Genomic DNA, 14,038 nt, shown 5'->3' on the forward strand with positions numbered 1-14,038 from the left:
GGTGGGATCGGTGCGAGAGCGGAGCGGGCGAGGGGCAGGCAGGACGAGGAAGGCGGCAGGGGGAGCGTCAGGCCGGCTCGGGTGCCGCGAGTTCGCGCGGCGCCTCGGTCACCCGGCGGTCGAGGGGCGGCTCCACCGCCACGAGGGTGCCGCCGGCATCGTAGACCGCGCCGAGCACCGTCTCGTAATGGCTCCGGACGACGCCGTGGCACTCGCAGGCGGCCATCTCCGCCAGCGCCCGGCTGCGGACGGTGATGCGGCCGCGCCCGACCTCGACCAGGCCCTGCTGCTGCAGGGCCCGCAGGATGCGGGTGAGGTAGGTCCGCTGCACGCCGAGCATGGCCGCCAGCAATTCGTGGGTCACCGGCAGGACGTCGGTGCCGATGCGGTCCTGCAGCGTCAGGAGCCAGCGCAGGCAGCGCGCCTCGATCGGGTGCAGGGCGTTGCAGGCCACCGATTGCAGGACCTGGGCGAGCAGGCAGTCGGCGTAGCGGGTGAACAGGTTGCGCAGGGCCGGGGAGTGCCGCTTGGCCTCCTGGAGGCGCAGCGCATCCAGGCGCAGGATCGGGCCGCCGATCTGGACCACGGCGTTCGTGGAGGCCGGCAGGAAGCCGCTGCTGACGACGCCGCCGACCGCACCCTCCCGGCCCACCGTGGCGACTTCGGCGCTGCGCCCGTCGCGCATGGCCACGATGAGGGTGACCACCGTCTGCCCGCAGGGGAACGCGATGGTGGTGACGTCGGTGCCGGCCTGGAACAGGGATTCGCCGCGCTCCCGCGGCAGGGGGTCGAGATGCGGTTCGAGCAGCGCGCGATCCTCGGGCCGGAGACCGTCGAGGAGAAGATTGCCCGTGAGTCGATCGGAGGCCGGGCCCATCGTGCAATGCGCTGTGTTCACCGTCTGTCTCTCCGGCGTCTAGACCACAGCCGTCGCGTCCGTCTGTCTACTAGTAGACTTTTGCTGAGACAAATTTGTCGTTTTGATGGGAAAGCCGGAGAAATCGCAGCACAGAGCCCTCCGGCGGGGCCGATCGGCGGGCGATCCCGCCCGGAGCGGCGATCGTCGTCAGCGCGCCTGTCCGGCCTCGTCGCCCTCGCCGATGCAGTCGAGGGCCCTCTCCACCGCCGTCACGGCGTCGAGGAGGTTCTGGACCGTGCGCTCGACCTCGCGGGCCGGGCGTCCCATGGCGGCGGCCCGGGCGCTCACCAGCTCCAGCTGCTCCAGCAGCGCGAACAGGTCGTCGGCGACGGCCACCACGTCGGTGACGACGACCGGCGGAGCGGCGGGGCGGCGGAGGAAGGGGACGACGTTGCTCATCGGCATCATGTCTCGCGTGTTCGCGGGCAAAGCGCCAGCCTGGGAGACCCCGGATTCCCCACCTTCGTCCTCCGAACCGCCGCTTCCTTGCCGAGGTGGTGAGCGTTTTCGTGGCGCGGCGACATCAGTGCGGCAGGAACCGGCGACGATTCGTTAGCCTTGCGCTTGACGGGTGCGGGGCCCGGACAGCACCACAGGCGCTGCTTTCGCCACAGGACCGACCCCGATGCGCCTCGCTTCCCTCGCCCTCGCCGCCACTCTTCTCGGCGGCCTCTGCGCCTGCAACACCGACAGCCCGAGCGGGCGCAGCGGTCTCTCCGACGCCTTCGACACCAGCAACTACCGCCAGTCCAGCGACACCAACGGGACCCAGACCCGCCGCGACGTCAACCGCCAGTACACCCAGCCCTCGATCCCCTCGATCGCCTTCCGCGGCAACTGAGGCGACGGCGTTCCCCCGGCGCAGTCCGGGGCCGCCCACGGTCCGGCCCGGGAGGCCGCCCGCCGGGTGCCTTCCCCGCCGGGTGCCTTCGAGGGCTGAAAGCGGCCGGCCTCCCGTGATGCCCGTCCTGGGCGCAGGGCGCATCCCTCTCCCCCTCGCGGCGAGAGGTTCGGCGTCGGGGTGGTTGGATGCCTCTCGGGCTGCGGAGGCTGGGGTCGAAACCCGATCCGCTCGACCCTGCGAAGGGTTGCTGCGGGTGGTGAGCAGAACTTGGCCTTTCGCCTTGGAGCGGACGTTCCGCAGCCGACCCAAATCAGCCGCCGGGAACGCCATCTGTGTTTCTCCGAAGCGGTCGTTCGTCGGCTGCCCCGCAAGTTCGGCTCGGGGTGGGGAGCAGAAGTCGCCGTGCTGCCGCAAAGCGGACGCGGGTTTAGTAGAGGTGGGTCGTCACGCCGTTACCTTTGATCCAACGCCCAACGCTCGCTGCATCAGTACGGTATCGACCCATCGGCCGTGCTTGAAGCCGACCGCACTTAGGGTGCCGACGTGCGTAAACCCCGCCTTCCGGTGCAGGGCGATCGAACCAGCGTTCGCGCTGTCGCCGATCACAGCCACCATCTGACGCCAAGGGCCAGCCTCGCAGCGGGCTATCAGCGCGTGGAGCAAAGCCGCTCCCACTCCGCTCCCGTGAAAAGCCTGCGTGACGTAGACCGAGTTCTCGACCGTGTGACGGTATGCGGGGCGAGGTCGATAGGTGGTGGCGTAGGCGTAGCCGATGACCTCATCACCGCGGTTCGCCACAAGGTAAGGCAATCCCACGGTGGTGATGGCTTCGCGCCGCTTCGTCATCTCTTCGACGGTAGGTGGCACCTCCTCGAACGTTACGAGTCCGTGCAGGACGTAGGGTGTGTAGATACGCAGCACCTCCGCCACGTCGGACAACGATCCGTCGCGCACGGTGATCGAGGCTTGTTCGAGGTTCTGCATATGCATCACCCGTCAGAGAAACGAGAGTGATCCGAGCGCACGCCCCGCAGCTTCGTCAAGTAGAGATGCCGAGGAGCGGACGCCCCGAACATCTGAGAAAGGTCGGATGCGGAATGGTTGGGAGGGGTGGAAAGCCGCCGTTAGTCGAGCTTTTCAGGGAGCGGCGGCCAGCGATGTGAAAGGGCGGTGCCGCGAGCGAACTCGAATGAGAACACAAACTCACGAAGGACGCCGGGCTCTTCAATCTCCTTCACGAGCTTGATCTTGAGCGATTTCATCACCGGCAGCAGCGTGTCGGGTGGAAACACCTTGTAGGCCCCATCCTGACGCGCGAGCCGTTCCTCGCCGTTTGCGAGGTCCTGCACGAGGTAGAACTCCACTGCGATCGGCAGTGACGTGCCCTGGGGCTTATCCATTCCTCTTTTTCGCAGCCAACCGCTCCGTCCGCAACGGGTCGGGAGCGGTCCCCACGGCTAGGTCCGCTTGATGCGACCGCTGTCCAGAAGAGGACGAGCAGGAAACCACCCAACTCGGTCTTGGATCGCTGCAGATCGAACTGCCGCGGAGCGGACCTTCCGAGGGTCCGAGAAGGGTGGTTAGCTGCCGTTCGCTGAATTGGTTCGCATGGGAGGCAAGCGTCCTCCGATGCGAACCACACCCCGCGCCGGAGATCAGACAGCCGAGAGGTCTATCACCTCCGAGAACGTCAGGTTCGTCGGTGTGACCCATCCGGGCGCTCGTACTTGCGGTGAGGCGGGCGGCGCGGTCAGTGCTGCCGCTGTCTCCTCCACATGAAAGTCCGCCGCCCAGAGAGTCCCTCGGCCCTTCAGGAAGAAGCCGAAGTGCAGCGAGATCGCCTCGGGGGATACGTCCAGCACCACTTGGCGCTCAGCCCAGGGCGCGCTGCCGAGCAGCCAGCCATCGAGGGTATCCTTGAGGTTGTCGAACGCGAACGTGTGGCCCGGCATTGCATCCACCCGAGCCCACAGCGTCCCCCCGTGGCTCACGTCCCGACAGCGCAGCTTCGCGCCGATGGCCACGCGTCGACCGTGAAACGGCACTGCCGATACGGTCTGCACGTAGCAGCCAAACGCGCGGGCAGGGTCGGGGTAGCGCCGAGGCCCGAGCACAGGATCGTGCCGGATGAGCGCGGCAGTACCGCCGGGCGCCGTCGTATCGTCGTCCGCCCCGTGATCGTAGGCGTCAGGATGCTCGGCGAGCAGTGCCCAGCCCTTCAGCGAAGCGACGCGGCGGCGTGCGGCGGCATCGGAGCGTTTGGCCTGGGCGGCGAGGACATTCCAGTCCTTCAGGCCGAACTGACGGGCCACGATGTCCAGGCATTCGCCGTGGGTGATGGTGAGGTTTTTGGCGCGTAGGGCGCTCTCCATGGCGCGGGCCATGGATTTGGCTTCGTCAACGGTGGGCATAGTGATCCTCGGACCGGATCGACCGCGATGTCGGTGCTCGCCTTGCCGACCGGCCGATCCTTGGTGCGGGATCGCGGTCGCGAACGTCGATGCGTTCACCGTACCCCCAAGGGGTGCGAGCGGCAGGCTGCATCGGCCCGCCTCAAGAGAAGCATCAGAGCGTCAACCGCGTCAACCGCCGTCGTCCGCAAAGGGTGGAGAGCGGAAATTCACTTCCCCTTGCCGCTCTCGCGCAACAGCGCTTCGAGTAGGGGGATGTTGTCTTCCGCATCCTCATTCCCGCAGAAGCGGGAGTATTCGATGTGCCCGTCCTCGAACACGTCGATTTCAATCCGCTCACCGACCAACGTCGCCGTGATCATAATGCTGTCGTCGCGGTGGCGGTCGAGGCGGTAATGAACACCTTCCTGTTCAAGCAGGCGTATCACACAATAGATTTCATGTGTCATAATTCTGCAGTCGATTCCCTTATTGTCTCAAGTTACCAAGACCGCCCGTCTCAGTGAAGCATCTCAAGCACTTCACCTGAGCAGACCTTGTCCGTCTCTGCCGTCGGGTCCTCAGTGATCCACGCTTCCACTATCACCCCGTCCCTGCGCCGCACGCCGATTACTGCTTCGCCGCGCAGCGTGGCATCCACATAGGCGCGTACCGCTTCCTTGGGGGTCGAGCCCCAATCGGGCACGAGCGTGTCAGCATGCATGTGCCAAGGAGACTGCGCGAACCCCACGGCCACATCCCCATCACCGACATCCTCAACCACGAGGGTCAGAACGCCATCAAGGCTTTGATGCTCTTCCAAAATCATAGCCATCACGGGCGCTGAGATTGGCGTGTAGTCAAGGTCCGCTTTGGGTCCAGGCCGTGTCAAAACTCGGGGACTGAGGCTTTTGCGGTCGGGTTCGGTTGCAGCCCCGCGCAGGGCCAAGCGGATCGGGTTTCGACCCGAGCGGTGCCACCCCACACCCTCGACTCCGCCCCACGCGGGGCAGGAGGCCGGCGCTCCCGCCCGCGCGCCGCCCCCTCAGTTCTTCGCCAGGGCGTCCGCGAAGGCGATCATGCGGTTTCGGGCGTAGGTCGGCAGACCGGCGCTGATCGAGGTGCCGGTGTTGAAGGACGAGTTGCCCATCAGGACCTGGGCGGGCAGCAGGTTCTTCAGGACCGGCACGCGGGCGTATTCCTGCTTGCGGTCGAGGACGTCGCCCTTGATCGCGAGCGCCATGTAGGTGGTCACCACGGTCTTGCCCGGGTCGCCCGGCATGGGCTGGAACACCGCCAGGAACTTGCCGAAGCGCAGGATCTGGTTGACCCAGAAGATCGTCTGCTCCAGCCCGCCGGTCACCGGCGTGTCGAGCTTGGTCAGGTTGCCCAGGGCCGCGATCTCCGCCGGGGGCAGGGTGCGCAACTCGCTCTGGAACGCGACGAACTCGGCGATCTTCTTCGTCGCCCCGTCCTCCAGGCGGTTGGCGAGCTTCACGCCCAGCGGCAGCTTGCCCTCGAGGTCGTAGCGCGACTCGATGCAGGTGGTCCCGACCTCGCACCAGGGCCGGTCCGGCCGCTTGGCGAAGGCGGCGGCCGGGTCCTTGTTCGGGGTCGCGTCGGCGGGGTTGAGCGCCTTGTGCTTGATCACCGGGTCCATCTTGGCGACGAAGCCGAGGGTGGCGTAGGACGTCAGGTCGATGCTCTCCGGGGCTTTCGCCACCACGAAGCGCCCCTGCGCCACGTAGACCTTGAGGGTCTCGTGCCGGCGCTTGGCGACCCCGTTGAGGGTCTGAACGTAGTCGGGTTCGGCGTAGTCCGGGTGCGGCGCCAGCACCGCGCGCTCGCCGGGGCGCAGCTTGCCCCAGTCGAGATAGGGCACGAGGCCGTTCTCGGGCTTGGCCGGATCGTCGCGATGGTCGGTGAACAGGATGGTGCCGGGCTTCAGGCCGGTGACGCCGGCAGCCTCGATGGCGGGCACGTCCCTGATCCGCTCCGAGACCGCGGGGGCCGCGGGCGGCTGGAGCTTCATGCCCTCCTGGGCAAGGCCCGGCCGGAGGGCGCCCCCCGCCAGGGCGAGCGCGAGGAGAAGGGTTGCCGGAAGTTGCCTGTGCACGTCGGGGCCTCGGAGGTCGGCAAGAAAAGGTCGGAAACAGGGGGGTCGGGCGCCGCGCCGGGGGCGGAGCGCCCTTAGAAGCGCGGCTCGTCGCCGAACAGGTAGTCGGGATCGCGGCGGCGCTGGCGCGGCCGGATCTCCTCGTCGTCGCCGAAGGGCGAGCGCTGCGTGCCCGGCCAGGGCTGGTAGGTCTCGGACTGCGCCCGGCGGTTGCGGCGCTCGCCGTAGGGGTCGAGCAGATCGGCTTCGGGCTGCGCCCGGCGGTCGGAGTCGGGCTGCGCCCGTCTGGTGCCGTCGAGGCCGCCGAACAGGCCGCCGGCCATGTCGGGCGCGTCGTCCTCGGCGCCGAGGTCGCCGTCCTCGGGGTCGGGCCGCATGGCGGTCCGGGTGTCGCGCGGCAGCAGCTTGTACTGGGTGTCGGCCATGCGGCCGTTCGTGATCCGGAAATGCTCCAGGACGCCGCCGCCCTCCACGCGCTCGCCGCTGCGCGGATCGATGGCGGCCTCGGCGATGGAGGGGCGCGCCTCCGGGGAGGGGGGCGCCAGGGGGGTGCGCGGCACCCCGTTGGCCCAGGCCGCCTGCAGGATGGTGCCGGCGATGGGCACCGCGAGATGGCCGCCGGTCTGCCCGCGCCCGAGGGTGCGGCGGGTGCCGTCGGCATTGTCGTAGCCGACCCAGACCACGATGGTGATCTCGTTGGTGAAGCCGGCGAACCAGGCGTCGTTCTCGTTCTCGGAGGTGCCGGTCTTGCCCGCGATCGCGGACGAGAACCGGGCGAGCGCGGCGGCCGTGCCGTGGTTGGTCACGCCCTGCAGCATGGTCTTCAACTGGTAGAACGCCACCCGGTCGGCCGAGGCGATCCGGGTCGGGGCCCGGGCCTCGTGGGTGTAGAGGGTCTTGCCGTCGCGCTCGACCGATTCGAGGGCGTAGGGCGCCGGCCGGGCGCCCTCGTTGGCCACCGCGGCGTAGAAGGCCGCGAGATCCACCATCCGCACCGGCTGGGCGCCGAGCACGAAGGGATAGTAGCGCTCGCACTCGGCGTAGAGCTGGGCCTCCAGGGCGAGGTCGCAGACCTTCTGCAGGCTCGCCGGCGCCTTCTCAGCGATGCCCCCCTGGAGCAGGCGGGCGGTGACGAGGTTCTTGGAGAATTCGAGGCCCCGGCGCAGGGTCGTGGCCCCGGCCCCGGCGCCCTCGTAGTTCTTCGGCGACCAGGACTCGCCGATGCCCCCGATGGGCGGCAGGGTGATGGCGGAATCCATCACCAGGGTGTTGGGCTGGAGCCCTGCGTTGAGCGCGGCGAGGTAGGTCAGCGGCTTCAGGGTCGAGCCCGGCTGGCGCACCGTCTGGGTGACGCGGTTGAGCTGGCTCACCGGATAGGAGAAGCCGCCCGCCATGGCGAGGATGCGCCCGGTCCGGTTCTCCAGCACCAGGGCGGCGCCCTGGACGCTCGGGCGCACCCGCAGGTCGGCGCGCGGCGCCTTCGCGTTCGGATCGCGCAGCTTCACCCGCACCACGTCGTAGGGCTGGAGTTTTCCCCGCGCCGGCCCCGGCTCGAGGCTGGCGGTGCGGCCGTCGGCGAGGCCGACCTTCGCGGTGCCGCCGCGCCCGGTATCGAGGACCACGGCCAGCGGCCAGTGCACGTCGTAGAGGACGGGCCGCGCGGTCTCCAGCGCCCGCTGCCAGGCCGGCTTCGGCCGCTCGACCTTCGGCGCGGCCTGTTCCGCCGCCTTCTCGGCGGCCGCCGCGGCCCTGCGCTCGGCCTTCGTCCTCGGGGCCGGCTTCGGGGTGGGGGCCGGCTTGACCGGATCGCCCGTGAGCAGGGGCACGCCCAGGGGCGAAGCCTCGGCGGCGGGGATCGCGCCCTCGAGCTTGCGCACCGCGTCGGCGATGTTGAGTTCCGGGCCCTCGTAGCGGGCGCGGCCGGTGGAGCGCTCGTAGGTGGACAGGCCCTCCTGCAGGGCCGCCTCGGTGGCGGTCTGCAGGCCGGCATTGATCGTGGAGCGCACCACGTGGCTGGCGGCGGTGAGGGACTCGACGCCCGCGAAGGTGCGCGCCTCCCGCGCCAGGTGGTCGACGAAGTAGAAGCCGGCATCCCGCCGGGTTGCGTCGAGGGGCTTGAGGCCGAGCGGCGCGTTGGCCGCCTCGCCGAGCTGCGCCTCGGTGATGACGCCCTCTTCCTTCATGCGGGCGAGCACGTAGGCCCGGCGCTCGCGCGCCCGGTCGGGGTACTTGTCGGGGCTGTAGAAGTTCGGGCCCTTGGGCATGCCGGCCAGCAGCGCCGCCTCCGTCACGGTGAGCTGGCCTACCGATTTGCCGAAGTAGCTGCGCGCCGCCATCTCGATGCCGTAGGCGCCCCGGCCGAGATAGATGCCGTTGAGGTAGAGCTCCAGGATCTGCGGCTTGCCCAGGATGCGCTCCAGGCGGGAGGCCACGATCATCTCGCGGATCTTGCGCTCGTAGGTGACGTCGTCGCCCACCGAGAGGTTCTTGACCACCTGCTGGGTGATGGTGGAGCCGCCGGCCGGGCGGCCCGGCGAGGCGAGGTTGCCGATGAAGGCGCGGATCACGCCGCGCTCGTCGATGCCCCGGTGAGTCTCGAAGCGCTTGTCCTCGGCCGCCACGAAGGCCTTCTGGACCATCGTGGGCACCTCGGCGATGGGCACGCTGAGGCGCCGGCCATTGGCCTCGAAGGCCTCGGCGTAGCGCTTGCCCACGCCGTCGAGGATGAGGCTGGCGCCGGGGAGCTTGCGCTCCTTCAGGGCCTCGGCCGAGGGCAGGTCGGCCACCGCCTTGTTGTAGAAGGCGATGACCTCGGCCGCGTCGAAGGGCGACTCCTTCGGGTTCTCGCCCTTGCAGAACTGGCGGTAGCTGACGTTGAGCTCGCCGATGTCGAGGCCGTGCAGGATCTTCGGCGCGCCGGCGCCGGCCACGGCGGAGGGGTCCTCCATGGCGGTGGAGATCAATTCGTCGAGGTTGATGTCCTCGATGTCGAAGGCCTTGCGCATGTGGGCGCAGCCGTCGCGCAGGATCTGCACCACCTGGGCCCGGTCGGTCACGGGATCGAACTGCGTCTTCACCGCATCCGGCCGCGTCGTGACCTGACTGAGCGTCAGCGCGGTGGCGAACAGCTTGATCAGGATGATGTTCATGCGGGCCGGGATACCGGGAATGGGGTCGTGGCGCGGAGGGGCCGCACGGTCATAGCCGAGACCGCGTGCCGGAGCGTGGCAGATGCGCTGCACAAGGCGGCTGATTTAAGGACGGCAGGGCCACGCTTGGGGCGTGCCCCAGCGGCAACGCTTTCGCCCGGACCGCGTTGTGGCCCGGGGCGGCCGCCCCCGGAGACGCCGGCATGATCAAGGACCTCTGGTACAAGAACGCCGTCGTCTACTGCCTGTCGGTCCGCACCTTCCTCGACGGCAACGGCGACGGCATCGGCGACTTCGCCGGGCTGGAGCGCCGGCTCGACTACCTGCAGGGCATCGGCATCACGGCGATCTGGCTGATGCCGTTCCAGCCCTCGCCCAAGCGCGACGGCGGCTACGACATCTCCGACTATTACGGCGTCGACCCGGATTACGGCTCGCTCGGGGACTTCGTCGCCTTCACCCACGCGGCCAAGCAGCGGGGCCTGCGCGTCCTCATCGACCTCGTGGTCAACCACACCTCGGACCAGCATCCCTGGTTCCAGTCCGCCCGCTCCGACCCGGATTCGCCCTACCGGGACTGGTACGTCTGGTCGAAGACCAAGCCGCCCCACGCCGACGAGGGCATGGTGTTCCCCGGCGTCCAGACGACCACCTGGACCCGCGACGCCAAGGCGGGGGCCTACTACTTCCACCGCTTCATGCCGTTCCAGCCCGACCTCAACACCGCCCACCCGGCGGTGCGGGAGGAGATCCAGAAGATCATGGGCTTCTGGATCCAGCTCGGGGTCTCGGGCTTCCGCATGGACGCGGTGCCGTTCGTGATCGCCAGGAAGGGCCCGGAGGTCGCGGGCGAGCCCGACGAGCAGTTCGACATGCTGCGCGACTTCCGCGAGTTCCTGCAGTGGCGCCAGGGCGACGCCATCATCCTGGGCGAGGCCAACATCCTGCCCAAGAAGGACCTCGACTATTTCGGCGACGACGCCGACCGGCTGCACATGCTGTTCAACTTCCAGGTCAACCAGGCGCTGTTCTACGGCCTCGCGGCGGGCGACGGGCGGCCCCTGGCCAAGGCCATGCGCAAGACCTGGAACCGGCCCGATTCCGCCCAGTGGGCGGTGTTCCTGCGCAACCACGACGAGCTCGACCTCGGCCGCCTCACCGAGGCCCAGCGCCAGACGGTGTTCTCCGCCTTCGGGCCCGAGAAGGGGATGCAGCTCTACGACCGCGGCATCCGGCGCCGCCTCGCCCCGATGCTCGGCGGCGACCAGCAGCGCATCGAGCTCGCCTATTCGCTGATGTTCACCCTGCCGGGCACGCCGGTGCTGCGCTACGGCGACGAGATCGGCATGGGCGACGACCTCTCCCTCAAGGAGCGCGAATGCGCCCGCACGGTGATGCAGTGGAGCGGGGAGGCCCAGGGCGGCTTCACACGGAGCGAGACCCCGACCCTGCCGGTGATCGACCACGGCGCCTACGGCTTCGACCACGTCAACGTGGCGCGCCAGCGCCACGACCGCGGCTCGCTCCTCAACTGGATGGAGAGCATCATCCGCACCCGCAAGGAGGTGCCGGAGATCGGCTGGGGCGACTTTGTGGTGATCGAGACGGCCTCGCCGGCGATCCTGGCGATCCGGTACGACTGGGAGGGCAATTCCGTTCTCTGCGTGCACAACCTCGCGGGCACGCCCATGGAGGTCGAGCTCTCGGCCGGCGTGGAAGGCCCGGAGGGCCGCGTCCTCGTCGACCTCCTCACCGGCCGCCGCTGCGAATCCGACGACGACGGTCGCCACTGCCTGATGATGGAGCGCTACGGCTACCACTGGTTCCGCATCGGCGGCCTCGACGCGCCGCTGAAGCGGCGGGTGGGGTGAGCCGCACTCCTTCGTTGCGCCCCAACAGACCATCCAGGCGATCCCGATCACGCGGACCATGGCACCGGCACGCGCACCCGTCTGACGGGCGGCAGCGGATCATGAGAGACCTGCTCAGTCCTTCGTATGTGGAATACACCACGGAGGTCCGACATCCCACGCTTGCAAACACCACGACCGATCGATACGTTCGACGTATCGCGTACAAGACCCATGATCCAGAGCTTCGCAGACAAGCACACCGAGGCGCTCTTCGAGGGCGGCCCCTGCCATCGTCAGTGGCGCGCATTCGAGAAGGTCGCGACGCGCAAGCTCGACATGCTCGACGCCGCGACGACCCTAGACGATCTGCGCTCACCGCCGGGGAACCGGCTGGAACTGCTGAAGGGAAACCGCGCCGGCCAACACAGCATCCGCATCAACGATCAGTGGCGGATCTGCTTCGTCTGGACGGAGCAGGGCCCGGAACATGTCGAGATCGTCGACTACCATTGAAACACCGAACAGGAGATCGGCCATGGCCCGCATCCGCACCCATCCCGGCGAGATCCTCGTGGAGGAGTACCTGACGCCGCTCGCCCTCTCGGCCCGGCAGATCTCGGCGGAGATCGGCGTGCCGCCGAACCGGGTCTCGGAGATCATCCGGGGCCGGCGCGGCATCACCGCCGACACCGCGATCCGGCTCGGCGTCCGCTTCGGGACCACGCCGCAATTCTGGCTCAACCTCCAGAACGCCCACGACCTGTCGAAGGCGCGGGCGACGGTGGATTATTCCGGCGTCCGCCCCCGCGCGGCCGAGCCCGCCGCGGCGTCCTAGGGGGCGCCCGCCCCGCTACTTGTTGCGCCCGAGCAGGACCAGCCAGCCGATCCCGATCACGCAGACCATGGCGCCGACCGTGATGAAGGCGGGGGTGCCGAGGTCCATGAAGCGCGGGGCGAGCTGCGTCGCGAAGGCGGCGACGATGAGCGCCACGGCGATGCGGGCGGCGGCGCGCTCGATGCCGCGGGTGAGCTTCTCGATGCCCTTCAGCTCGATCTCGACGGTGACGCGGCCCTGCTTCAGGCGCACCAGCATGAGGTGGATCAGGGTCGGCAGCTCGGAGGCCGCGCCGAACAGGCCGGCCCCCACCGCCTCGACCTTGCGGGTCAGGCCCTTGATCGAGAACTGCGAGGCGAGCTTGCGCCGCACGGTGGGGCCGGCGGCCGAGAACAGGTCGAAGCCGGGGTCGAGCTGGCGCATCACGCCGTCGGCGGTCACCAGCCCCTTGAACAGGATGGCCAGATCCGTGGGCATGGCGAGATCGTTCTCGCGGGCCATGGTCATGAAGTCGGTGAGCAGCGCCCCGAAATCCAGGGTGGCGCCGGTGTGGCGAGCCACGAAGGCCTGCGACGAGGCCTCGAGCTTGGTCAGGTCCGGGTTGCTCGACCCGCTCCAGTCGAGGAGGACCGCCATCAGCCCGTCGGAATCCTCCTTGAGCATGGCGCCGATCAGCATCAGGAGCTGGGTGCGGCGGCGCTGGGACAGGCGCCCGATGATGCCGAAATCGATGAAGCCGATCCGGTTGCCCGGCATGATCAGCATGTTGCCGGGATGCGGGTCGGCGTGGAACACGCCCTCGATCAGCGCCATCTGCAGGAAGGCATCGGTGCCCTTCTGGGCGAGCAGCACCTTGTCGTAGCCGGCGGCGTCCAGGCGGGCATGGTCGTTGGGCGGGATGCCGTGCACGAATTCCTGCACGAGCACCCGCTCGGAGGTCCATTCCCAGTGGATCTTGGGCACCACGATGTCGTCGCGGTCGGCGAAGATCGCCGCGATGGTCTCGCAGTTGCGGGCCTCGTTGATGAGGTCGAGCTCGCCGTAGAGGCCGCTGGCGAGGTGGCGCATCTGCTCCTGGGGCTGGTAGCGCCCGAATTCCGGCCACTCGTCGACCACGATGCGGGTGGCGTGGCCCATCAGGCGCAGGTCCGCCTCGATGGTCTTGCGCAGGCCGGGGCGCAGCACCTTCACCACCACCTCCTCGCCGGTCTGCAGGCGGGCGCGGTAGACCTGGGCGATGGAGGCGGCGGCGAGCGGCGTGGTGTCGAACTCGGCGAAGATCTCGGCGGCCGGGCCGCCCAGATCCTCCTCCAGCTGGGGCCGGATGCGCTCCCAGGGGATCGGCGAGACCTGGCTGTGGAGCTTCTCCAGCTCCTCGGTCCATTCCGGGGTCAGCAGGTCGGGCCGGCTCGCCAGGATCTGGCCGAGCTTGACGAAGGTCGGCCCCAGGGTCTCGATGGCGCGCCGCACCCGCTGGGGCTGCGACAGGCGGGCGATGTCCACCTGCGGCGTCCGGCGCTTGGCGAGGCGCGCCACCTGGGCGAGGCCGAGGCGCTCGACCACCTTGGTGACGCCGAAGCCGATGAGGACGGACGCGATCTCCCCGAGGCGCTGCCGGTCCCGTGCGGCGACGAAGGCGGTTTTCAGCATGTGCGCAAGGGGCCCGGAGGGGGAGGGGAAGGCCGGCGAGGAGGCGCGGCCGGATCGTGGTTAAGGCTCCGTTAGGCCCGTGGCGAGGCCGAAGTTTGACCGTGGGGCCGCGACACGAAGGCCGCGATGCGGGCGCGGCGGCACTCGGGTGCAGGTACTCGGGTGCAGGTACTCGGGTGGCAGCACGGGGCCTTCGGCGGACGCGGCGGATTCGCGCCCGCACCGATCTCGGGCTAGACAGGCCGCCACCGGCGCCGCTGCGGCGCGGGGTGGGTGTGGGGG

At 69.1% G+C, this 14,038-nt stretch carries 14 protein-coding genes; 4 read left to right on the forward strand and 10 right to left on the reverse strand.

Annotated features, from left to right (window positions below):
- Window positions 1–67 precede the first annotated feature (67 nt).
- A complete protein-coding gene (locus AC3WLN_RS21420; RefSeq protein ID WP_492484672.1) occupies window positions 68–877 on the reverse strand; it encodes a Crp/Fnr family transcriptional regulator in 810 nt (269 codons plus the stop codon).
- A gap of 189 nt (window positions 878–1,066) precedes the next feature.
- Window positions 1,067–1,318, reverse strand: coding sequence for a hypothetical protein (locus tag AC3WLN_RS21425; protein ID WP_056220000.1), 252 nt, complete (start codon window positions 1,316–1,318; stop codon window positions 1,067–1,069).
- A 226-nt stretch (window positions 1,319–1,544) separates the two neighbouring features.
- Between AC3WLN_RS21425 and AC3WLN_RS21430 the strand changes: the two genes are divergently transcribed.
- Entirely contained in the window at window positions 1,545–1,760 is a 216-nt protein-coding gene (locus AC3WLN_RS21430) for a hypothetical protein (RefSeq protein WP_492484648.1), read from the forward strand.
- A 447-nt stretch (window positions 1,761–2,207) separates the two neighbouring features.
- On the opposite strand, the gene AC3WLN_RS21435 is transcribed toward AC3WLN_RS21430, so the two are convergent.
- From AC3WLN_RS21435 to AC3WLN_RS21465, 7 genes are all read right to left on the reverse strand, one after another.
- Window positions 2,208–2,747, reverse strand: a complete 540-nt coding sequence (locus tag AC3WLN_RS21435; protein ID WP_492484650.1) for a GNAT family N-acetyltransferase — start codon at window positions 2,745–2,747, stop codon at window positions 2,208–2,210.
- A 140-nt stretch (window positions 2,748–2,887) separates the two neighbouring features.
- Window positions 2,888–3,163 (reverse strand): hypothetical protein, encoded by a 276-nt coding sequence (locus tag AC3WLN_RS21440; protein ID WP_492484652.1) that lies wholly within the window; start codon window positions 3,161–3,163, stop codon window positions 2,888–2,890.
- A 255-nt stretch (window positions 3,164–3,418) separates the two neighbouring features.
- A complete protein-coding gene (locus AC3WLN_RS21445; protein WP_492484654.1) occupies window positions 3,419–4,174 on the reverse strand; it encodes a glyoxalase superfamily protein in 756 nt (251 codons plus the stop codon).
- A gap of 209 nt (window positions 4,175–4,383) precedes the next feature.
- Complete coding sequence (locus AC3WLN_RS21450; RefSeq protein WP_492484656.1) at window positions 4,384–4,623, reverse strand: hypothetical protein; 240 nt, start codon at window positions 4,621–4,623, stop codon at window positions 4,384–4,386.
- A 50-nt stretch (window positions 4,624–4,673) separates the two neighbouring features.
- Entirely contained in the window at window positions 4,674–4,988 is a 315-nt protein-coding gene (locus tag AC3WLN_RS21455) for a hypothetical protein (RefSeq protein ID WP_492484658.1), read from the reverse strand.
- A 210-nt stretch (window positions 4,989–5,198) separates the two neighbouring features.
- The gene (locus tag AC3WLN_RS21460; RefSeq protein ID WP_492484660.1) at window positions 5,199–6,269 is read right to left on the reverse strand and encodes a hypothetical protein; all 1,071 of its coding nucleotides are present in this window, start codon (window positions 6,267–6,269) and stop codon (window positions 5,199–5,201) included.
- A gap of 74 nt (window positions 6,270–6,343) precedes the next feature.
- Entirely contained in the window at window positions 6,344–9,418 is a 3,075-nt protein-coding gene (locus tag AC3WLN_RS21465) for a penicillin-binding protein 1A (protein ID WP_492484662.1), read from the reverse strand.
- Window positions 9,419–9,621: 203 nt separating this feature from the next.
- On the opposite strand from AC3WLN_RS21465, the gene AC3WLN_RS21470 reads away from it, so the two are divergent.
- The 3 genes from AC3WLN_RS21470 to AC3WLN_RS21480 all read left to right on the forward strand — a co-directional run bounded on the left by AC3WLN_RS21470 (window position 9,622) and on the right by AC3WLN_RS21480 (window position 12,106).
- Window positions 9,622–11,289 (forward strand): alpha-amylase family protein, encoded by a 1,668-nt coding sequence (locus tag AC3WLN_RS21470; RefSeq protein WP_492484664.1) that lies wholly within the window; start codon window positions 9,622–9,624, stop codon window positions 11,287–11,289.
- Between the two features lie 213 nt (window positions 11,290–11,502).
- Window positions 11,503–11,784, forward strand: coding sequence for a type II toxin-antitoxin system RelE/ParE family toxin (locus AC3WLN_RS21475; RefSeq protein ID WP_492484666.1), 282 nt, complete (start codon window positions 11,503–11,505; stop codon window positions 11,782–11,784).
- Window positions 11,785–11,806: 22 nt separating this feature from the next.
- Complete coding sequence (locus AC3WLN_RS21480) at window positions 11,807–12,106, forward strand: HigA family addiction module antitoxin (protein ID WP_492484668.1); 300 nt, start codon at window positions 11,807–11,809, stop codon at window positions 12,104–12,106.
- A gap of 15 nt (window positions 12,107–12,121) precedes the next feature.
- On the opposite strand, the gene AC3WLN_RS21485 is transcribed toward AC3WLN_RS21480, so the two are convergent.
- Window positions 12,122–13,756, reverse strand: coding sequence for an ABC1 kinase family protein (locus AC3WLN_RS21485; RefSeq protein WP_492484670.1), 1,635 nt, complete (start codon window positions 13,754–13,756; stop codon window positions 12,122–12,124).
- Window positions 13,757–14,038 lie beyond the last annotated feature (282 nt).

This window comes from Methylobacterium sp. FW306-05-D (assembly GCF_058782155.1).